The organism is Segatella copri (genome assembly GCF_019127135.1).
Classification (GTDB): Bacteria; Bacteroidota; Bacteroidia; order Bacteroidales; family Bacteroidaceae; genus Prevotella.
On sequence record NZ_JAHOEA010000015.1, the window covers coordinates 13,354 to 36,269 of the forward strand.

Genomic DNA, 22,916 nt, shown 5'->3' on the forward strand with positions numbered 1-22,916 from the left:
ATGGCTAATTTGAGATTTGAGGTTGTAGCCGAGGCTTTTAAGAAAAGACCTGTAGAGGTAGAGGCTCCCAAGGTGCGTCCTTCGGAGTACTTCGCCAAGTATGTATTCAACCGCCAGAAGATGTACAAGTATCTGCCATCTGATGTGTACGAGAAACTCATCGATGTGATAGATAACGGCAGTCGTCTGGACCGTTCCATCGCTGATGCCGTGGCTGCCGGCATGAAGCTCTGGGCTGAAGAAAATGGGGTAACGCATTATACGCACTGGTTCCAGCCATTGACAGAAGGTACTGCAGAGAAGCATGATGCCTTCGTAGAGCATGACGGAAAGGGTGGTATGATTGAGGAATTCTCTGGCAAGTTGCTTGTCCAGCAGGAACCTGATGCCAGCTCATTCCCTAACGGTGGTATCCGCAATACCTTCGAGGCTCGTGGCTATTCTGCATGGGATCCTACATCGCCTGTGTTCATCATCGACGATACCCTCTGTATCCCAACCATCTTTATTTCTTATACCGGTGAGGCTTTGGACTACAAGGCTCCATTGCTCCGCTCGCTCCATACCCTGAGTGAGGCGGCTACCGAGGTGTGCCACTATTTCTATCCACAGGTAAAGAAGGTGCAGACCAATCTCGGTTGGGAGCAGGAGTACTTTCTGGTAGATGAGAGCCTTTACTCGGCTCGTCCTGACCTGATGCTTACGGGCCGTACCCTGATGGGACACGACTCTGCGAAGAACCAGCAGATGGACGACCATTATTTCGGAACCATCCCTGAGCGTGTGCAGGCTTTCATGAAAGATCTGGAAATCCAGGCACTCGAACTCGGCATCCCTTGCAAGACCCGTCATAATGAGGTGGCACCAAACCAGTTTGAGCTGGCACCTATCTATGAGGAGTGCAATCTTGCTGTAGACCATAATATGCTCCTGATGAGTTTGATGAAGCGTGTGGCTCATAAGCACAGTTTCCGTGTACTCCTTCACGAGAAGCCATTCGCCGGCGTCAACGGTTCGGGCAAGCACAACAACTGGAGTCTCTGCACCGATACTGGTGTATTGCTCCATGCTGCAGGTAAGACACCAGAGGATAACCTCCGCTTCGTAGTTTTCATCGTAGAGACCTTGATGGGTGTTTACAAGCACAACGGACTGCTGAAGGCATCTATCATGAGTGCTACCAATGCGCACCGACTCGGAGCCAACGAGGCACCTCCAGCCATTATCTCTTCATTCCTCGGCAAGCAGCTCACCGACCTGCTCGACCATATCGAGAAGGCAGATAAGGAAGAACTCTTTGCTCTGGCTGGCAAGAAGGGTATGGAGCTGGATATCCCTGAGATTCCAGAGCTGATGATCGATAATACCGACCGCAACCGTACCTCTCCGTTCGCCTTCACCGGAAACCGTTTCGAGTTCCGTGCTGTAGGTTCAGAGGCCAACTGTGCGTCATCCCTCATCGTATTGAATGCTGCCGTAGCTGAGGCACTCGAAGACTTCAAGACTCGTGTAGATGCCTTGATAGCAAAGGGTGAGGACCAGACATCGGCTATTATAGATATTGTACGCGAGGACATTAAGACCTGCAAGCCTATCCGCTTCGATGGCAACGGCTATTCTGATGAGTGGAAGGAAGAGGCTCAGAAGCGTGGCTTGGACTGCGAGGCATCCTGCCCGGTAGTCTTCGACCGCTATCTGGACAAGGAGAGCATCGAGATGTTTGCCAAGACCAACGTGATGAGTGAGAGCGAGTTGAAGGCGCGTAACGAGGTGAAGTGGGAGACTTATACCAAGAAGATTCAGATTGAGGCTCGTGTGATGGGTGACCTGACCATGAACCACATCATCCCTGTGGCTACCCACTATCAGAGCCGTCTGGCAAAGAACGTAGAGGGTATGATTCACATCTTCGGTGGCGAGGAAGGCAAGAAGCTGACCGCCCGCAACGTGAAGATTATCCGTGAGATAGCCGAGCGCACCGAGGCAATAGAGCGTGGTGTTGAGGCATTGGTAGATGCCCGCAAGGTAGCCAACAAGATAGAGAGCGAGCGCGAGAAGGCAGTAGCATATCACGACACGGTAGCTCCAAAGATGGAGGAAATCCGTTATCAGATAGACAAGCTCGAGCTTCTCGTAGCCGATGAACTTTGGACTTTGCCAAAGTATCGTGAGCTGCTGTTCATCAGATAATATTTCCTGGATAAGGAATTGAGATAATAAAAAAGAGTGCATTGTTTATTACAGTGCACTCTTTTTTGTTCTGTGAATATGGTAAAGTAGGTTAAAAGTAATATAAAGAACGTGAGGAAGTTTGTTTCGTTGCTTGATAACGATGCAAGGAAGCAATTAGATCGATTGCGTGACATTTGTCATGCGATTATACGACACTTATCATACGGTCGTATGACAAATGCCGTATAATCACATGACATATACCAATGTTTAAATAAACCTAATAGTTTACACCAAAAGATACAAGTTATCACATTATTATATATGATTTGCATCATCATTATATATATTTGCATCATCTTTCATAGAAGACAAAGAATATAGAAAACAACGAACCATCAAACAACAAGAAATATGGAACTGAAATACGACATTTGCATCCACTTCGGCTTGACTCCATACATGGCTCAGAAGTGGCTCAACCATTTCTGCGAAAAGGGTATCATGGTGAAGGAAGGCACTCAGCATACTTTTTGCTTTTAACGAATGAATAATGATAAGATGATACTTTGTTGCCCTGTTGTGGCTTTGTGCTATCTATTTTTTATTAATTTCTCGATTTGTCTTACAAAAAACAGGAAAAATAGGATATTTTTGCAGATTTTATGCAAAAAAAGATAATATTTCATATTTTTGTTGTAATTTTGCAGCCGATATCACATTATTATAAAATAATTTAAAATAAGACGAGAAATTATGGAAAAAAGACTCTCGCTCTTCTTTGTTTGTCTCTTGATGAGCATCGGAGCAGCGTTTGCCCAGATTGACGTATCTGGAACCGTAATATCTGCGGATGACAACGAACCGATTATTGGTGCCTCTGTTTTAATTTCTGGGGGGGGCAGCCACTAAGGGTACAGTCACAGATATTGACGGTAACTTTAAACTGAATGTTCCTAATGGAACTAAACTCGTGTTTAGTTACGTGGGAATGAAAAGTCAGACAGTGCTTGCCTCTGCCCACATGAAGGTGGTGCTTCATCCAGAAGCACAGTTGCAGGAGGTAGTTGTTACTGGTTTACAGAAAACAGACCGACGCTTATTTACCGGTGCTACCGACCGTGTAAATGCCGAGGAAGCAAAATTGAATGGTGTTGCCGACATCAGCCGTTCTTTGGAAGGCCGTGCTGCCGGTGTGTCTGTGCAGAACGTGAGTGGTACCTTTGGTTCTGCTCCAAAGATTCGTGTGCGTGGTGCAACATCTATCTATGGTTCTTCAAAACCTCTTTGGGTAGTGGATGGCGTTATCATGGAGGATGTATCCGATGTGAGCGCAGATGATTTGGCTTCCGGTGACCCGGAGACCCTGATCTCTTCTGCCATCGCAGGCTTGAACTCTGATGATATCGAGAGTTTCCAGATTCTGAAGGATGGTTCTGCTACCTCTATTTATGGTGCGCGTGCGATGGCAGGTGTCATCGTCGTTACTACCAAGAAGGGTAAGCAGGGACAGGCTCATCTGAACTATACCGGTGAGTTTACCACCCGTCTGATTCCATCTTATGGCAATTTTGATATTCTCAACTCTCAGGACCAGATGGCCATCTACAAGGAGTTGAGGGATAAGGGATGGCTCAATCTTTCAGATATTCTCAATGGTAGCGACTATGGTGTATATGGAAAGATGTATGAGCTCATCAATACCTACAACAGTACTTCTGGTATGTTCGGACTTGCCAACAATCAGGAGTCTCAGAATGCTTATCTCCAGCAGGCTGAGTATCGCAATACCAACTGGTTCAAGCAGCTTTTCTCTTCTGCCATCATGCAGAACCACTCTGTAAGCTTGAGCGGTGGTACCGAGAAGAGTAACTATTATGCTTCACTTTCTGCTATGGTTGACCCAGGATGGTACAAGGATAGCAAGGTGAACCGTTATACCGTGAGCATGAATATGACTCATCATATTCTTGATAATCTTTCTGTCAACTTGATTGGTGGTGGTTCTTACCGTAAGCAGAGAGCTCCAGGAACTTTGGGACAGGATGTGGATGTAGTATCAGGTCAGGTGAAGCGTGACTTCGATATCAACCCATATTCTTACGCCCTGAACACATCACGTGCGCTCGATCCTTATACTTATTATCATGCCAACTATGCAGCATTCAACATCCTGCATGAGTTGGAGAGCAACTACATCGACCTGAACGTGGCTGATGCCAAGTTCCAGTTGGAGTTGAAGTGGAAGCCATTCAAGGATCTTGAGTTCGCTACCCTGGGTGCCATCAAGTATAGCACTTCTTCACAGGAGCACAACATTCTGGAAGATTCCAACCAGGCTTTGGCTTATCGCGCCATGGACAACGCACTGATCCGTGATGCCAACAAGCTGCTCTTCACTGATAAGGACGACCTCTATGCCTTGCCAGTATCAGTATTGAAGCAGGGTGGTATCTATCAGCGTACAGAGAACCGTATGTTGGACTATGACTTCCGTGCCACAGTCAACTACAACCATACTTTTGCGCAGAAGCACATCGTCAACCTCTTTGGTGGTCTCGAAACTACCAGCATCAGCCGTAACCGCAGCTGGTTTAACGGCTGGGGTATGAACTACCGTGGTGAGACCGCTTACTTCGAGTATCTCTATTTCAAGAAGTTGGACCAGGAGAACTCAAACTATTACAGCTTGCGCAACACCGATTCACGTAGTGCCGCATTCTATGCCAATGCAACCTATTCTTTCAACGGCAAGTATGTAGTGAACGGAACATTCCGCTATGAAGGTTCTAACCAGATGGGTCGTACCACCAAGGCACGTTGGATGCCTACATGGAACCTGTCAGGTGCATGGAACGTACACGAGGAGAGCTTCTTCCCTAAGCTTCAGCCATTGTCAAGCCTCACCTTCCGTGTGTCTTACAGTTTGACTGGTACTCCTCCAGATGCAGCTTACTGCAATGCACTTACCAAGCTCTCTATGAATACCCCTTACCGTCCTACAACTACCGACAAGGAGTTGGGATTTGTGGTAGCAGCACTCGGTAATGATGAGCTTACTTACGAGAAGAAGCACGAGTTCAACTTCGGTGTGGATGCAGGTTTCTTCAACAACCGTCTGAATGTGACCTTCGATGTATATCAGCGTCGCAACTTCGATGAGATTGCTCCTACTGTTACCCAGCTCTATGGCACCGCTTATGCCAATGTAGGTTCCATGAAGTCATGGGGTGAGGAGTTGAGTATCTCTTCTACCAATATCAAGACCCAGGATTTCAGCTGGCAGACCAGTCTGATTTATTCTCACAACCGTACAGAGATTACTGACCTCTACAATCAGGGTCGCGTTATCGACCTGGTTCAGGGTAACGGTTTTGCCAAGCAGGGTTATCCAGCCCGTGCCTTGTTCTCAATCCCATTCGTGGGCATCAATGAGAAGGGTTATCCAGTATGCATCAATGAGAAGGGCCAGGCTACCGTGGGTAACCTCAACTTCCAGGAGCGTGACAATACAGATTATCTGATTTACGAGGGTTCTACAGACCCAGTTTACAATGGTTCTTTGGGTAACACCTTTAATTATAAGGGCTTCCATCTGAACGTATTCCTTACATACGCCTTCGGCAACGTGGTTCGTCTTGACCCGGCTTTCAGTGCCAAGTATAACGACTTGACCTCTATGACCCACGATTTCAAGAACCGCTGGATGCAGCCTGGTGATGAGAATGTTACCAATGTGCCTGGTGTAGTGAGCCGTTATGAGTATGAGCAGAACAGCACATTGCTTGCTACTGCCTACAATGCTTACAACTATACATCTGTTCGCACAGCCAAGGGTGACTTCATCCGCTTGAAGGAAATTTCACTGGCATACGACTTCCCACACCGCTGGTTTGAAAAATCACCAGTGAACAACATCTCATTGAAGCTTCAGGCTACCAACCTCATGCTGCTCTATGCAGACAAGAAGCTGAACGGTCAGGATCCTGAGTTTATGAATGCGGGTGGTGTGGCTTCACCAATGCCAAAGCAGTTTACTCTTACATTGAAACTTGGACTTTAATTATAGTAGAAAATAAAAATGAAAATAAAGAAATTATATATCGCCATTGTAGCGTTGGCATTGTCGGCTGGCTTGTCTTCCTGCAACGATTATCTGGACAAGCAGCCAGATAGCCGTCTGGACTTGCAGAGCCCTTCCGATGTATCCAAGCTCCTGGTTAATGCTTACCCACAGGTACATCCAGCCTATTTGCTGGAAATGTATTCAGACAATACCGATTGTAACCTGAATACCGGTTGGGATGCTGCCGACCGTTTCCAGCAGCAGGCATACGAATGGGACGACATCACCGAGACCAGTTCTTATGAGACACCTTCTACTTACTGGTCAACCTACTATGATGCCATCACCACAGCCAATATCGCTTTGCAACACATCAACAGTCAGGCAGACCAGAGCTCTTATGCAGCCCAGAAGGGTGAGGCTCTCCTGTGCCGTGCCTATGCCATGTTCCAGTTGGCAAACGTATTCTGCATGGCTTATGATGAAACCACTGCAGCCAGCGACCTGGGTCTTCCTTACCCGGAAACCGTTGAAACCAATGTGCACGTGAAGTACGACCGTGGTACACTGGCAGACCTTTATGCCAAGATAGACAAGGACTTGCAGGAAGGATTGAAACTGGTAGGCTCAACTTATGACAAGCCTAAGTTCCATTTCACTTCTACCTCTGCAGCCGCTTTCGCAGCCCGTTTCTACCTCTATTATCAGAAGTATGACAAGGCTGTGGAGTATGCCAACAAAGTGTTGGGCAGCAATGCCAAGAGTATGTTGAGAGACTGGGCAGCCTGGCGTTCTCTTTCTCCTAACAAGCAGGTTCAGCCTAATGCTTACATCAGTTCATCGGTCAAGGCAAACCTCCTGTTGCAGGTAGTTGCTTCTGAATGGGGTGCCATCGGTGGTCCGTTCCAGTATGGTGACAAGTATGCACATAGTGCCATTGTTTCAAGCAAGGAGACCATCCAGTCAGAGGGTCCTTGGGGAGTTAGCGACAAGGTGTTCAACTATACCGTGTTCAACTCAGGATCTCTTTCCAAGTACATTCTCCGTAAGGTCCCTTATGATTTCGAATATGCTGATATCCAGGCAGGTATCGGTACCCCTCACGCAGTATATGCAGAGTTTACTGCCGATGAGACTTTGCTCGTAAGAGCTGAGGCTCAGGCTTTGCTCGGTCATTACGCAGAGGCTTTGGACGACCTGAATACCGAGTTGGCTGCCTTCTCTAGGGAGGGCGTGCAGCTTACACTGGATGATGTCAAGAAGTTCTATAGCGATGATGTTACCGCTTATTATACTCCTGAGAAGCCAACTCCACGTAAGGCGTTTCATACAACCTTCGCCATCAGCAAGGATACAGAGGAGCCTATGTTGCAGTGCATCCTTCACCTCCGTCGAATCATGACCATTCATGAGGGCTTGCGCATGCAGGATGTAAAGCGTTACGGCATCACTATCTATCGCCGTGATGTGAAGAGCAACTACAAGATTACAGGCATCACCGACACCATGGAGGCACGTGACCCACGTCTTGCCATCCAGTTGCCACAGGATGTAATCACAGCGGGTGTTACACCAAACCCTCGCAATAAGTAAAAAACATAAAGTAATAGAAAGAAATGAAACATAATATATATATGTTGATGTTGGCATTGGTGATGGGCCTGGGCTTCGTGGCCTGCTCAGACAATGACCCGGACGGACCAACCATCTTCCCTGTTACCTCTCCAGAGAGAGACCAGTTGGATATGTGGTTGCAGAAGAACTACACCAGTCCTTACAACATCGATTTCAAGTATAAGATGGAGGACATCGAGTCTGATTATCAGTATACCCTGACACCAGCCGATTCTGCCAAGTCAGCTAAGTTGGCTATCATCATCAAGTATCTCTGGCTTGATTCATACGCCGAGGTATTGGGACCTGATTTCGTGAAGCACAATGTGCCAAGAGTTATCCACCTGATTGGTAGTCCAGCCTACAACAGCAACGGAACTATTGTTCTGGGTACTGCCGAGGGCGGTCTAAAGGTTACACTCTATCAGGTGAACAGTCTGACCGATGCCATGCTGGAAAGCTATGCTTCTATGACAGAGTATTACTTCCACACCATGCACCACGAGTTCACCCACATTTTGAACCAGAAGAAGCCTTACGACACATCTTATAATAAGATTACCGAGTCGGGTTACGTAAGTGGTAACTGGTATCAGGTTCAGGATTCTGTGGCTCATGGCAAGGGTTTTGTTACTCCATACGCCATGTCAGAGGGTCTGGAGGACTTTGCCGAGATGCTGTCAACCTATATCACTTATACTCCTGAGCAGTGGCAGGCTATCCTCGACGATGCCCAGAAGGTAGGTGGCGACGAGGCTGTAGCTGCATTGAACCAGAAGCTTAACATCGTGAGAAACTATATGCTGGATTCATGGGATGTGGATATCGATGTATTGCGAGCAGCCATCCTGCGAAGAGGTAAAGAGTTGAGTTCTTTGGATTTGGAACATTTAAAATAGAATAGATTTATGAAACATATATTTGTAGCTATCGTTTGCTTGTTGGGCAGCATGAGCTTGCAGTCGTGTCTGCACGATGACAAGGAATTCTTCGACGAGTCGGCTGCCAACCGCATCGAGAGCACCATTGAGAATACCCAGAAGATTCTGGAATCTTCTGAGAACGGATGGCAGCTTCATTATTTTACAGGCAAGGGAATGACCGGTGGCGGTTACACCTTCCTCATGAAGTTTGCCAATGGCAAGGTGACTGTGGCTGGTGATGCAGCCATCGCTGACCCTACAGAGCGTGTAACATCCAGTTATACCGTTGACCGCAGCATGGGACCAGTGCTCGCCTTCAATACTTACAACAATATCTTCCATTTCCTGGGAGAACCTACTTATGGTGAGATTGAAGGTGACCAGGGCGACTGGGAGTTTGTTGTTACCAAACTTACAGAAGACAGTATCTTCGTAAGAGGAAAGAAGTGGGAGAATGAAATGGTATTCACCCGCATACCTGCCGATCTGGACTGGACTTCTTATCTGAACAGCATCGCTGATGTGCAGAAGCGCTTGGGTGTGAACTATCGCGTAGGCAATTCTACTGATGCCAGCAAGATGATTGAGATTAATTCCAGCAAACGTCGCATCCTTTCGCGTACAGCCAACGGACAGATTGTAGAGCAGCCATTCTATATTACTACCACCGGTATCCATGCCGTAAATGAGCCTGTGGTTCTGGATGGCAACGAGGTACAGGACTTCCTGGTCAGCCCGACTGGCGTGTTGTCAGCCAAAGACAATGAGGCTCTTACCTTGAAAACTTATGCTCCTAGCATCGATACCTGGGTAGGCAAATGGACCCTCTCTGCCATGCAGGGTTCCTGCGATATAACCATCTCTAAGATAGAAGATGAGGAGAACATGCTGAAGGGTACATTCACCACAGGTGGATATACTTATAATATAGGATTGGACTTCGATCCAGAGACGGGTAACCTTAACCTGCCATCTCAGATGATTGAAGATCCTAGCGGTAGATATCCTGCCCTGTGGCTGATGAATGCTGACTTGAATAAGGGTGCATTGCTCGGAAATGGTGGTATGAATATCGTATGGCACGGTGTTGCTCAGGAAGGTGATTTCGAGGATGATGGAACCGTGGCTGATAGAGGCTATACCACCGATACTTTTATTGCCTTGGCTTGTACAAGCAAAGGTGAGCCTATCACGAAGGATGATAAGTATATATTTGTCATCGAATGGTATTTCCTTTCTAATTTGACTCCAAACAAATAAAAAATGAAGATGAAGAAATCTATATATATAATAGGTATAGCTGCCATGGGGCTGATGGCCTCATGCAGCAGCGATAGCGATTATCAGGCTGTGGCTGAGAGCACCATCAACGTGCTTTCTGCCCAGACTATGCTCGGACCTAACGACAGCGAGGGTGCTGTCACTGTAGACTGTACCCCTATGAAGGCTTATACCGATGAGCCTTCATGGCTCAGTACCAGCATTGAGGGTAGCACCGTGAAACTGGCTGCTATTGCCAACGACTCCCGCCAGTCGCGTAACGCCAAGTTGGTTATCAAGAAGACTGAGACCGATTCTGTGGTTATCAATGTAGCTCAGTATGGCTTGGTGCTTGAGATAAACAATGCTAATATGATTTATAGCAACAATCAGCCTGTTGAGTTTACGAAGACATACCGTTCTAACACCGATATGAAGGTTATCTATGCTCCTGAGTGGGCGAAAGCTTCGGTTGATACCAATAGCAAGGAATTGAAGGTATCGCTCAGCGAGAATACAACCGGTCATCTCCGTGCTGATTATATCAAGTATCAGGTAGCAGCCGTTACCGATTCATTCATCGTGAAGCAGTTTGATTTCGACAAGGATATTGCCGGAGAATACGTGTTTGCTTATTACGATTTTAATGAGGATACGAAGTTGGAACTCCAGACTGTTCGTGCCAAATTGAGCCGTACCGAACTTGCTATTCCTGAAATGGGACTGGTATTCCCTGTTTCTATCAACGAAGAAACAGGTAGTGTGGAGACCCGCAGCAGCCAGTATCTGGGTAAGTTTGGTAAGTACTATATCTATGATACCTTCCTCGATACGGATGCTCTTGGCTATGTGGGCTCAGAGTCTGGTCTTCTTTCTGCTACCTTGAAGTATAGCGAGGAGTATGGAACTTACGGATTCTTTGGCGGAACTGCTTATACCATCAATAACAAGACGGGCGAATTCCTTGCCATGCTCTTGCAGACATTCAAGGCGAAGAGTGCTTCAGAGGCTAATTATTACAACGACTTCTGCTGGATGGTAGCGCCATATATCATGTCAGTTCCAAAGAAAGATCCTGCTTCTGTCAAGCAGCAGGCACCGGCATTGGCTCGCCAGTTGGCGCCATCTGCCAGCAGTCTTGTTACCAAGCTTTCTGCATGGCAGTCATATCGTAAATCATCTATCATCAAATAAACTTAATAAGTTTTTATTATGAGAATTTTATCTACACTTTGCCTCTCTTTGCTCCTGGGAGCAAGCGGCACAGCAGCGATGGCCTCTAGCAAGGCATCGTTTGCCAAAAAGTTTAAGAATGTTGACATTCATCGCCTGGTATCTGTTCCTGGTTTGGTGGATTGCAGCAACAGTGCTTATCAGATGCGTCAGGCTGGCTTTGCTACAGTCAGCAATGCTCCTATGCGTAGTAGTGATACTCCTGCCAATGCGGCTTCGGGTCAGACTTACGGATGGGTAACTGCTCCAGACGCAAGCAACTGGTATTTTACCCAGGACATTACTTCCAGAGACTCTGTTTACAGCGAGTTTTATACAGCCCACTTCCACGAGTCTTCAAAGATTACCCTGTTTGATAATAACCACAAGCAGGTAGGTTCTTTCAGCGTCAAGGTTCCTGAAGGATGGAAGCATGTGGCAGACATCACTCCATACGGTCCTATCACCAAGAAACTCTTCGATAGAGACGAGAAGTCTAACGAAATCCTGGTAGAGTTCCACGATGCCTTCAATGGCGCAAACAAGTACCTCACCCGTGCTTATGATATCAATACAGGTGAAATCAAGTTCGAGATGGAGGGTACCGGTCTTGTATTCGATGCTTCAAAGGGATGGAATAGCTACCAGCGTCTCATCATGACTCACGAGTCTGATGAGAAGTATAGTATCGATGTCATCGCACCTCCTGCCAATGGACAGACAGACTGGACTGTAGAGCATACTTTCAACTTTGATATTGACAACAAGATTACCTATCTTCAGGGTTCTTGCTTCAACTGTATGAATGTGGATGGTACTCCTTACTATGTTCTGGCAGAGTATGATAAGCCATTTACAAAAACCGATGCAGGTGATGGTTCCATGGATATTAAGCAGGAGCCGGACAACTTTCTGGTATTGAGAACTTTCGATAAGAGTTTCAACAAGGTGGATAGCGTCCGTGTATCTATCAATGCACCAGAGGGCACTCCATACCGTTCTGCAGCTTTCGGTCTCTTCGGCAACAACGATTTGTCTAAGGGCTACTTCAGCAACAACGGCAAATTGAACTATGTAGTAGGGCTTTACGATTATACTCCTGCTATGGATGGAGACTTGATTTCTTATGCTGTTTACGATTCAGAGAATGGTAAGTTGAAGGATATCTGCGACAAGGTAACAAGCAACAAGAGGGGCTTGCTGAATACCATCCATGGTAAGTCAGACCAGATGTGGTTCTTGCAGACCATAGGTACAAGCGAAGGCTCAGGTCAGCAGATTCAGCTGGTTGATGTTCCTTCTTGCGAGAAGGTTAGTGTGTTGCCACAGAGCATTGATGGCAATGCCATCTCTTCTAATTTCGACCGTTACCCAACTACTGCCAATGCACAGGGCTACCAGTATGTCATTGCTTTGTCACAGGCACAGTCTAATGAGGCAGGCGAGGTTCTTGCTCCTATCGCTTGGGTGAACCCTGATTGCACCATCGATCATGTTGACAGACTTAACTTGGGTCTGAAGGCAGAAAACTTCACTCCGTTGATCAACAGCACCTCACTCAACCCATATCTCTTCAATACCGATGATGATATGGAGTATGTATATATTGCCAAGAAGCGCCGCACGGATGGCAGTAACAAGATTGACAATGTATTGGAAGTTTCCACACTCGATGGTACCGTTATCAAGTCATGGCGTGGTGATGATAACTATGTCTTCTCACAGGCAAGTTTCCCTGTTATGGACGAATTGGGCAAGCGCCAGATGTTTGTCGTGTTCGAGGATAGAGCGAACAACAAGTATGACATGAACTTCTACGACCTTCCTTTCACCAAGTTTGAACAGGGTGGTACAGGTACCGTAGAGGATCCATACCTGATTTCTACTACTGGTGACTTCCAGCAGCTGGCTCTGGAGCCAACCAAGAACTACAAGATGGTAGCTGATATTGATATGTCTAAGGCTGCACAGTGGTGGGCTCCTGTCAAGAACTTCACTGGTTCTCTGGATGGTGATGGTCATACTATCTACAACCTCGGTGTGAAGACTACAGAGGATCATGCAGGTTTGTTTGGTACCCTCGACCTCAATGGTATTGCCAAGAACTTGATTTTCGTGAATCCTACTGTAGAGGTGACCAATACCAACCAGTATGCAGGTGTGTTGGCAGGTGAGACCAATTACACTTATGATGGTGAGGGCAAGGCTACCAATGTAGATAGCATTTTTGTTTATGGTGCCAAAATTTCAGGTGATGATCAGGACTTTGTAGCTGCGGGCGGTCTCGTTGGTAGCGCTAATCTTGGGACCAATATTAATAACTGTTCTTTCCAAGGTGAGATTACTTTGCCTAACTCTGAGAATGTAGGTGGTATCGTTGGTCAGACACGTTCTGCCTCTAGTGTGAACGCATGTTATGCAAATGTCAATGCCATAGCCAAGACTGTTTTGGGTGGTATTGTCGGTATTGCAGGTACTCCTCATGATTACTGTAAGTTCACCAACTGCGAGGTTCGCGGTCAGTTGACAGCTGAGAATGCAGTAGGTGGTTTAGTTGGTTATAATTACTTCAACGAAATCTCTAATGTTGTCAGCCATGCTGATATCGTAGCTACCAAGAAGTCTGCCTGGGACGGTTATGCTGCCGGTGGTATCATTGGTGTAATGGAGAGGAACAGGATGTATGGTGCCTCCGGTTTTGCAAAGAACTGTGTATTCGATGGTTCTGTCAAAGCATTACAGGATGGCGAAGAGGTGAACGCTCCTGCTACTGTTCATCAGATTGCCGGTAAGACTGTTGCTGATGAGGAATATGCTGAGGGCGAGACTCCTGAGGTTGAGAAGCGTTTGTCAAACAACTATTCTACCAACGATGCAGGTAGCACAGACGCTACCAGCGTTGAGGGTGCCTACAAGGCTGCCAAGGAGATGGGAAAGGACTTCTTCACAGGTTTGCAGTATGCTTACGGAAACACACTCGCTGAGCCTTGGAAGGAGGACGGAAGCAAGATACCTACTCTTTACTTCAACAATATTGCAAAGGCACTTGCTGTCAGCTCTGATGACGTAACTGTAGGTACTACCGATGAGGGTACTGCTGTTGTCAAGGTTTCTGTATACGGCATGGAGAACGCTGACTTGGAGTCAGACTTGGATGTTTCTACTTCTAAGGATAATGCCATTGTTACTTTTGGTGAGGCTCACGGCAACACCATCGACCTGGTTATCAAGGGTAAGAAGCAGGGTATCGATGTAGTTACCGTTAAGTTCGGTGAGTTCTCAGCTACTATCAATGTAACCATTTTCAAGAACTTTGTAAGTGGTATCGAGAATGTAGAGGATGCAGAGGCTTTGGTTATCAAGGCTGCTGATGGTCAGATTTCTGCCGAGGGTGCTAATGCAATCTGGGTTTACAGTGTAAATGGCAAGCTCGTAGGCAAGACTTCAGGTGCTGCATTCAGTACTTCTGGTTTGACTTCTGGTCTCTATATCGTAAAGGCAACTGATAAGGCTGGTCATAAGGCTACAGCTAAGTTCGTTATCAAGTAAGTATGAAAAGAATCATTATATTCAGCTTATTGGTGGTCTGCTTCGTGCAGACCACCTTTGCTATTCCTGCTTATCCTAAGCCTTTGAAGGTGAAGCAGGCTGATGGCTCCTGGCTCACCATCCAGATGCGCGGTGATGAGCACGGCCATTATGCGCTGACTTCCGATGGCATTCCGCTCGTGTTTAATGCCCGACAGCGGAATTACGAGTATGCCGACTGGAAGGATGGCAAGGTGCAGGCTAGCGGCATCAAGGCTGTTGAGGCTTCTGAGCGCACAGCAAAGGTCAAGGCGTTCGTTGAGAGTCAGGACAAGTCTGCCATCCTTGAATCTTTCAAGCGTGCCCGTCTGCAGCAGTTGCAGCAAACCCTTTCGTCTCGCAGGAATGCTTCTTTGAAAGTCGGCAGCAATCCTCAGAAAGAGAAATTGAACAATTTCCCAACCATTGGTGAGGTTCACTCATTGGTCATCTTGGTGCAGTTTGCTGATACCAAATTCTCTACCGTAGGTAGCGATGCACATCAGTTCTTCAACAACATGCTCAATGAACCTGGATTTACTTACAGCAATGGTGCCAATGGAAGTGCGAGAGATTTCTATCTGAACAGTTCCAATGGCAGATTCCAACCTCAGTTTGATGTCATCGGTCCTGTAACATTGCCTGAGAAATATTCTTATTATGGAGCCAACAAAGGCTCTTCCGTAGATAATCCTGTCCGTCTGGAGGAATTCGTGAGAGAGGCTTGTACACTTGCAGCCTCATCGGTTGATTTCTCCCAATATGACCATAACCAGGATGGCTACATTGACAACATCTATTTTTTCTATGCCGGAAAGGGTGAGGCTGATTCTGGCGATGGCAATGCTATCTGGCCACATTCTGCCTATTATTCAGACATGGCTAAAGATGCAGGACTCAGCGAAACTTCGCTGAAACTGAATGGAGTAGAGGTAGGCAACTATACCTGCAGCAACGAAATCAATGGTACCCTCATCACACCTCAGCCTGCCGGCATCGGTACCTTTGTGCATGAATTCGGTCATGTGCTGGGTCTTGCCGACCATTATGATGTTAATTATGGCATAACAACCTTCGCCCCTGGTTCTTTCGATACCATGGCACAGGCTTCTTATAACAACAATGGCAATACGCCTGCGGCATTCTCTGCCTATGAGCGTGCCTGTCTGGGATGGCTCGACCTGACCGTGTTGAAGAATGGGGTAGATACCCTCAATGTTCTGCCCGACCTGAACGACAGCAACAAGGCATACATGGTGCCTGTGGGAGGAACCAATGATCAGGAATACTTCATCATGGAGAACCGCCAGCAGAAGGGCTGGGATGCGTTCATTCCGGGTCATGGCATGTTGCTCTGGCATATCGATTATGATGCCAAGGCTTGGGAGAAAAATGAGTTGAACATCACTGGCACTCATCAGCGTTTGGATATCGTTGAGGCTGACAACAAGCTTACCGACAATACCCGTGCGGGAGATCCGTTCCCTGGAACATCGAATGTGACTCAGTGTAATCTGACTTCCTGGGCTGGTGGCAAGGTGATGTCACTGGATGATATCGAGGAGAAGGATGGCGTTATCAATCTCATGCTCGGCGGACTGAACCTGAAACTGAATACTCCTGACGTGAAGGTTACTGAGGTCCAGGATAGCAGTATTGTGATAGGATGGACAGATGTGCCGGTTGCCAAGCAATATGTTCTGAACATCAGTTCAGTGGTGAATGGAAAGAAAGAATCTCTGCCGCTCTATAATAATAAGGTATATACAGCAGCACAGCCTTCTCTTCATGTTGAGCGCTTGAGTCCTGAAACAACCTATGAGATTACCTTGCAGGCTAACCGTGGCTCTTATTCTTCTGATGTCTACACCCAGCAGTTTACTACTGCCGCTATTCCTTTCAGCAAGTATTATGTGACTGATGTAAAGGCTACCGCAGTCGGTAAAACAGGCTTCACGGCTTCATGGAAAAGTATGGAAGCAGCAGATGATTACGTGGTCACCCTGCATAAGTTGGTTTATGCAACAGAGGCAACTCAGAAGGGCTATGATTTCAGCAAAGAACTCGAGGGTATGCCTTCGCTTTGGAAAACCAATGGTAACCTGAGCATGAACAATTATGGCGAGGAATCACCTTGCCTCCGTCTGAACAAGATAGATACCTATCTGAAGATGGCATCTGCCGGCAACCGTATATCTTCTGTCAAGTTCTTCGCCAAGTCATCTTCTTCAACCAAGGCAACCTTGGCAGTAGAGGCTTATCAGTATGGAGAATGGAAGCAGATTGCTACTTTGCAGGGCGGTGCTGATATGGCTTCGGGAGATACCTATAGCTATGATTTGCCGGAGTTGGCTGATTCAGTAAGACTGAATGTCATCCAGCGTACTTCCGGTGCTTTCTATATCGATGATGTGCTTTTGGGATGCAATGCATTGATTCACGAACCGGTGGCAGCCTACCAGAAGGTTTCTACCAATGGCAAGACTGAGTTCGCATTCTCAGGTCTGGAAACAGATGCTACCTATGCGCTGGTAGTAAACGCCAGCAAGAAGGGTGAACTTTCTTACAGTTCCAAGGAACTCATCGTGACACCGGCAAGTTCTACGGGTATCAGTTCCGTCACAGCCACCCCGTCACGTAATGGACAGAAGAGATTCTACGATCTCAATGGCCGCAGGGTTTCTGCCAAGGAGATGCGTCATGGCATTTATATCGTGAAGCAGGGAAACAGCGTATATAAAATCGTGAGATAATAAATATTAGTATTAACTTTTAATGTAAGTGATTATGAAGAAACAATTACTTTTTGCGGCTATGCTCATGTTGAGCGCAGCACCAGCGGTTTCAGTATCAGCTGCCCAGCCTTTTGCGGCTGCAGCAGAAGAGGGTCAGACTCTTGCAACTCAGGAGCAGTATGATGCACTTGTGAAGTCTATCGCAGAAGTGCAGCAGAACATCGACGCTATGCTGAAGGAAATCAACGACAAGTATCCTGATGCAGAGGATACCAAATACTCGTTGAATTTCAACAAGGAAAGTCTTGATAAGATAGCAGATGAGGCTAAGGCAAAGTTTGAAGCAAAGACGCTTACTGCAGCTGAGGTTGATAGCTATCTGGCTTCTGTAAAAGAGATAGCAGAAGGTATCAAGGATGCAGTGAAGAATGCAGAGCAGGAGGTTTATTCTTTCCAGGTGAATAGCAGTTATAATGCTGCTTATATGCACAAGGCTGAGTGCTTGGGACAGATTCCTGCGAACGTACAGAATCATTATGCACCAGCTTTCGATGAGCTGGATGCTGACATGATGCAGGTTTATATGCCGATTATGATGGGTAGTCCTATAGAGACAGCAGAGCAGGCAAAGAAGATGTGTGACCAGTTGGATGCTATCAGCAAAAAGGCCGATGCCCTCTTGGCTGCATCAAAGAAAGCCAGCACTTTGCTGGATGACATCACAGCAACACTCGCTTCATTGGATGCAGAAATAGCAAAGATAAAGAAGGATTTCTCTGAGTATGACCTTTCTGCGGTAAATGAATCAGCAGAGTATTGGAAGAACCTTGCTGCTGAGTTTGCTCAGGCACCAGCCGATCCTACGGCTCCTTATACAGAGGACAAGATTGATGGCTTTGCACAGGAGTTTGGTTATTTCAAGGAGAATGTTTCTGGCTTGTATGCTCAGGCACAGAAGGATGAGTGGATGGCTCAGTTCAACGCAAAGTATTATCCAGCTTCTCAGAAGATGGATGAATACGTCTCTACCCTTGACTCTGAGTGTCCAACAGTAAAGGATAAGTACTTTAACAAGCTGGATGACCTCAATGTAGAATTAACCCAGATGTACATGAAGCTTTATCAGGAAGACTTGACTCAGGAGCAGTTCAACACGATGATGGCTAGAATTGACGAAATCCTGCGTGAGGCTCAGAAGATAATAGATGAGGCTAAAGAGGCTGAGAAGGTTGCAACTGGCATCAGCAACATCTCTGTCAGCGAGGCTGTGAAGGCTGGCAAGGTTTACTCTATCGACGGCAAGTGCGTAAGCAAGTCTGTCAAGGGTCTTGTCATCATCAATGGCAAGAAGGTGATTTTAAAGTAAATTATATATCTTCTCTCGAGCCCATGAAGTAGGGCTTAAAATTGACTTCATTTCGGCTTCCTCAGTCTTTGTGCTGAGGGAGCTTTTTTTTGCTTATCCTGAGCAGAAAAGCGCGAACTAAGTTAAATATTCATAAAAGTTTGGGGTTAAAACTCGTAACCTACACATAATCAAAAAAATATGTGTAATTTTGCAGTCCGATTATTTCGGGGATACACTTAGAGTCCCCAAGATATGGTGTGTTAATAGCATGTCCTGTGGCCGGGGTATGTGGTTAGTGAATCACCTATCTAAATAGTGAGTAAAAAAGATTAAAACGTTTTTTAGTAGTAAATTTAAATTTTAAAATGGACACATTAAGTTACAAGACTATTTCCGTAAACAAGGAAACAGCTAAGAAAGAGTGGGTCGTAATCGACGCTACCGACCAGGTTGTAGGTCGCCTCTGCTCTAAGGTTGCTAAATTGCTCCGCGGAAAGTACAAGCCAACTTTCACTCCACACGTAGATTGTGGTGACAACGTAATCATTATCAATGCCGCTAAGGTAGTTTTCACTGGTAAGAAGGAAACTGATAAGGTTTACACTCGTTACACTGGTTATCCAGGTGGTCAGCGCTTCAACACTCCAGCAGAGTTGCGCAAGCGTCCTGATGGAATGGACAAGATCCTCCGTCACGCTATTAAGGGTATGTTGCCAAAGGGCCCTCTCGGTCGTTCTTTGATGGACAACCTCTTCATTTACGATGGCACAGAGCACAAGCACGAGGCACAGCAGCCAAAGGCTATTGATATTAACCAGTATAAATAATTAAGGTAGAATGGAAGTAATTAATGCAATTGGTCGCCGTAAGAGCGCTGTAGCTCGTGTATACCTCACAGAGGGTACCGGTAAGATCACAATCAACAAGAAAGATATTGAGACATATTTCCCATCAGCAATCCTTCGCTATGTAGTAAAGCAGCCATTGCAGTTGCTCGAAGCTGAGGGTAAGTATGATATTAAGGCAAACCTCGACGGTGGTGGTTTCACCGGTCAGAGCCAGGCTCTCCGCCTCGCTATCGCTCGCGCGCTCGTTAAGATCGACGCTAACGATAAGAAGGCTTTGAAGGATGCAGGCTTCATGACACGTGACTCACGTGCTGTTGAGCGTAAGAAGCCAGGTCAGCCAAAGGCTCGTCGTCGCTTCCAGTTCAGCAAGCGTTAATCTTATACATATTTTATTATATATATACAGATTATATATAGCTGAGCTAAAAAGTTTAGTATCTAAATCGGTGAGATTCCATTAATCGGGGACTACTCATCGACTGATCTAACATTAGATTCAAAAAGAAAGTAAACACAATTAAAAAAGAAAAAACAATGTCAAGAACAAATTTTGACCAGTTACTTCAGGCAGGTTGCCACTTCGGACACCTCCGTCGCAAGTGGAATCCAGCAATGGCTCCTTACATCTTCATGGAGCGTAACGGTATTCATATTATCGACCTCAACAAGACTGTCGCTAAGATTGACGAGGCTGCTGAGGCTCTCAAGACAATTGCCAAGACAGGTAGAAAGATTCTGTTTGTCGCTACTAAAAAACAAGCTAAGGACGTAGTTGCTGAGAAGGCAGCTTCTATCAATATGCCATACGTAAACGAGCGTTGGGCTGGTGGTATGCTCACCAACTTCCCTACAATCCGTAAGGCAGTTAAGAAAATGACAAACATCGATCGTCTGTTGAACGATGGTACATTCTCTAACCTCTCTAAGCGTGAGTTGCTTCAGGTAAGCCGCCAGCGTGCTAAGTTGGAGAAGAACCTCGGTTCTATCGCAGATATGGCTCGTCTCCCAGTAGCCCTCTTCGTTGTTGACGTAATGAAGGAGCATATCGCTGTTAAGGAGGCTAACCGTCTTGGTATTCCAGTGTTCGGTATCGTAGATACCAACTCTGATCCTAAGAATGTTGATTACGTTATCCCAGCTAACGACGATGCTAAGGATTCTGTAGATGCTATCCTTACTGCAGTTTGCGGTGCTATCGCTGAGGCTCTCGAGGAGCGCAAGGCTGAGAAGGCTGACGACAAGGCTGCTGCTGAGCAGAAGGACCAGCCTAAGAAGAAGGCTGCCCGCAAGGACGAGGCTGAGTAATTAGGCAAAGAAATATATACTGAAGCCATTGATTCTGTTTATGATTCGATGGCTTTAGTAGCTTTTAAGCAAAGATTATTATTAACTTTTTAATATAAAAATATTATTATGGCTGTTTCAATTGAAGATATCAAGAAACTTCGCGCTATGACTGGTGCTGGTCTTGCTGACGTTAAGAAGGCACTCACAGAGGCTGAAGGTGATTTCGATAAGGCAAAGGAGTTGCTCCGTGAGCGTGGTCTCGCTATCGCTGCTAAGCGTTCTGACCGTGAGACTTCTAACGGTTGCGTTCTCGTTAAGAAGGTTAACGATTTCGCTGCTATCATCGCTCTCAAGTGCGAGACTGACTTCGTAGCTAACGGTGCTGACTTCATCAAGTTGACATCTGACATCCTCGACGCTGCTATCGCTGCCAAGGCTCACACTCTCGACGAGGTGAAGACTTTGAAGGTTGGCGATGCTGATGCTCAGGCTGCTGTTACACAGCGCTCTGGTATCACTGGCGAGAAGATGGAGCTCGACGGCTACTGTGTTCTCGAGGGTGACAACATCGAGGTTTACGACCACATGAACAAGCACACTTTGTGTACTATGGTTCAGCTCAACGAGAACAACGAGGAGGCTGGTCACAAGGTAGCTATGCAGGTTGCTGCTATGCGCCCTGTAGCTCTCGACGAGTCTTCAGTTTCTGAGGAGACTAAGAAGACTGAGCTCGAAGTTGCTGTTGCCAAGACTAAGGAAGAGCTTGTAGAGAAGGCTGTTAACGCAGCTTTGAAGAAGGCTGGCATCAACCCAGCTCACGTTGACTCTGAGGAGCACATCGAGAGCAACACCAAGAAGGGTTGGTTGACACCTGAGCAGGCTGAAGAGGCTCGCAACATCAAGAAGACTGTTGGTGAGGAGAAGGCTGCTACTTTGAACCCTACTATGATCCAGAACATTGCTAATGGTCGTCTGGCTAAGTTCTTCAAGGAGAACTGCCTCGTTGATCAGGAGTTCCAGTTCGGTGACGGTGACAAGCAGACAGTTGCTCAGTACCTCGCTTCTCAGAGCAAGGATCTCAAGATCGTTGCTTACCAGCGCTTTACTCTTGCTGCTGAGTAATCATTACTCAAAAGCAAGCGTTAATTTGACTTATAGTTAAATTAGAATACCGGGAGTTATGAAGTTAAGCCTCGCTTTGCTTCTAACTCCCATTTCTTTTTTATATAAAAATTTGATGTTATGAAGATATTTGCCATCGGTATGAACTATACCGAACACAATAAATCGCTGCATGGTACGTTATCTAAACCAGAGCGTCCTGTCATCTTTACCAAGGCAGATTCTGCTTTGCTCAATAACGGCAAGCCTTTCTTCATCCCTGATCATCTGGGAAGAATAGAGTATGAAACCGAAGTAGTGGTCAGAATTTCCAAGTTGGGAAAGACCATTCCGCAGCGTTTTGCCCACCGCTATTACGATGCTGTAACCGTAGGTATCGACTTTACGGCACGCGAGATGCAGAAGAAGCTGCGTGAGGCTGGTCAGCCTTGGGAACTCGCCAAGGGATTTGACGGTTCTGCCGTTATCGGCGAATGGGTAGACATCCAGAAGTTCCGTGATATCCAGGCACTGCACTTCCGCCTCGACCTCAATGACAAGACCGTACAGGAAGGCTGCACGAGCGATATGCTCTACAAGGTAGATGAAATCATCTCCTACATCAGCCAGTACTTCACGCTCAAGACGGGCGACCTGCTCTATACCGGATGTCCTACAGGCTGCGGTCCTGTCAACATTGACGACCATCTCGTAGGCTATCTCGAAGACAGGAAGGTGCTCGATTTTCACTGTAAATAAACAATATTGCAAGTAATATATCGA

At 46.4% G+C, this 22,916-nt stretch carries 14 protein-coding genes and 1 pseudogene; all 15 read left to right on the forward strand.

Translation table 11 applies throughout. The features are described 5' to 3' along the window. The 15 genes and pseudogenes from KSW37_RS05910 to KSW37_RS05975 all read left to right on the forward strand — a co-directional run bounded on the left by KSW37_RS05910 (nucleotide 1) and on the right by KSW37_RS05975 (nucleotide 22,892). Nucleotides 1-2,190 carry a glutamine synthetase III family protein gene (locus tag KSW37_RS05910; protein WP_217313630.1) on the forward strand — a complete coding sequence of 730 codons (2,190 nt, stop codon included), beginning with the start codon at nucleotides 1-3 and terminating at the stop codon, nucleotides 2,188-2,190. 396 nt (nucleotides 2,191-2,586) lie between these two features. Then, on the forward strand, nucleotides 2,587-2,715 hold the full coding sequence (locus KSW37_RS16120; RefSeq protein WP_259326356.1) for a hypothetical protein: 129 nt from the start codon (nucleotides 2,587-2,589) through the stop codon (nucleotides 2,713-2,715). 213 nt (nucleotides 2,716-2,928) lie between these two features. Continuing rightward, nucleotides 2,929-6,235, forward strand: a pseudogene (locus KSW37_RS05915) (SusC/RagA family TonB-linked outer membrane protein). An 18-nt stretch (nucleotides 6,236-6,253) separates the two neighbouring features. Beyond that, nucleotides 6,254-7,831, forward strand: a complete 1,578-nt coding sequence (locus KSW37_RS05920) for a RagB/SusD family nutrient uptake outer membrane protein (protein WP_217313632.1) — start codon at nucleotides 6,254-6,256, stop codon at nucleotides 7,829-7,831. Nucleotides 7,832-7,854: 23 nt separating this feature from the next. After that, nucleotides 7,855-8,751 carry a zinc-binding metallopeptidase gene (locus KSW37_RS05925; protein WP_153091541.1) on the forward strand — a complete coding sequence of 299 codons (897 nt, stop codon included), beginning with the start codon at nucleotides 7,855-7,857 and terminating at the stop codon, nucleotides 8,749-8,751. A 9-nt stretch (nucleotides 8,752-8,760) separates the two neighbouring features. Further along, nucleotides 8,761-10,035 carry a DUF4302 domain-containing protein gene (locus KSW37_RS05930; protein ID WP_217313633.1) on the forward strand — a complete coding sequence of 425 codons (1,275 nt, stop codon included), beginning with the start codon at nucleotides 8,761-8,763 and terminating at the stop codon, nucleotides 10,033-10,035. Nucleotides 10,036-10,044: 9 nt separating this feature from the next. Next, nucleotides 10,045-11,229, forward strand: coding sequence for a BACON domain-containing protein (locus KSW37_RS05935; protein ID WP_194252915.1), 1,185 nt, complete (start codon nucleotides 10,045-10,047; stop codon nucleotides 11,227-11,229). A gap of 18 nt (nucleotides 11,230-11,247) precedes the next feature. Further along, nucleotides 11,248-14,796 (forward strand): T9SS type A sorting domain-containing protein, encoded by a 3,549-nt coding sequence (locus tag KSW37_RS05940; protein WP_217313634.1) that lies wholly within the window; start codon nucleotides 11,248-11,250, stop codon nucleotides 14,794-14,796. A 2-nt stretch (nucleotides 14,797-14,798) separates the two neighbouring features. Next, on the forward strand, nucleotides 14,799-17,567 hold the full coding sequence (locus KSW37_RS05945; protein ID WP_217313635.1) for a M6 family metalloprotease domain-containing protein: 2,769 nt from the start codon (nucleotides 14,799-14,801) through the stop codon (nucleotides 17,565-17,567). A 34-nt stretch (nucleotides 17,568-17,601) separates the two neighbouring features. Then, the gene (locus KSW37_RS05950; RefSeq protein ID WP_217313636.1) at nucleotides 17,602-18,915 is read left to right on the forward strand and encodes a hypothetical protein; all 1,314 of its coding nucleotides are present in this window, start codon (nucleotides 17,602-17,604) and stop codon (nucleotides 18,913-18,915) included. A 347-nt stretch (nucleotides 18,916-19,262) separates the two neighbouring features. After that, complete coding sequence (gene rplM / locus KSW37_RS05955; RefSeq protein WP_006848007.1) at nucleotides 19,263-19,724, forward strand: 50S ribosomal protein L13; 462 nt, start codon at nucleotides 19,263-19,265, stop codon at nucleotides 19,722-19,724. Nucleotides 19,725-19,734: 10 nt separating this feature from the next. After that, nucleotides 19,735-20,121: a 30S ribosomal protein S9 gene (gene rpsI / locus KSW37_RS05960; RefSeq protein WP_006848006.1), complete on the forward strand. Its 387-nt coding sequence runs from the start codon at nucleotides 19,735-19,737 to the stop codon at nucleotides 20,119-20,121. 158 nt (nucleotides 20,122-20,279) lie between these two features. Further along, nucleotides 20,280-21,050, forward strand: a complete 771-nt coding sequence (gene rpsB, locus KSW37_RS05965) for a 30S ribosomal protein S2 (RefSeq protein ID WP_022120437.1) — start codon at nucleotides 20,280-20,282, stop codon at nucleotides 21,048-21,050. Between the two features lie 108 nt (nucleotides 21,051-21,158). After that, nucleotides 21,159-22,154, forward strand: a complete 996-nt coding sequence (gene tsf / locus KSW37_RS05970; protein ID WP_006848004.1) for a translation elongation factor Ts — start codon at nucleotides 21,159-21,161, stop codon at nucleotides 22,152-22,154. 120 nt (nucleotides 22,155-22,274) lie between these two features. Further along, entirely contained in the window at nucleotides 22,275-22,892 is a 618-nt protein-coding gene (locus KSW37_RS05975) for a fumarylacetoacetate hydrolase family protein (protein WP_022120436.1), read from the forward strand. The last annotated feature ends 24 nt before the right edge of the window (nucleotides 22,893-22,916 follow it).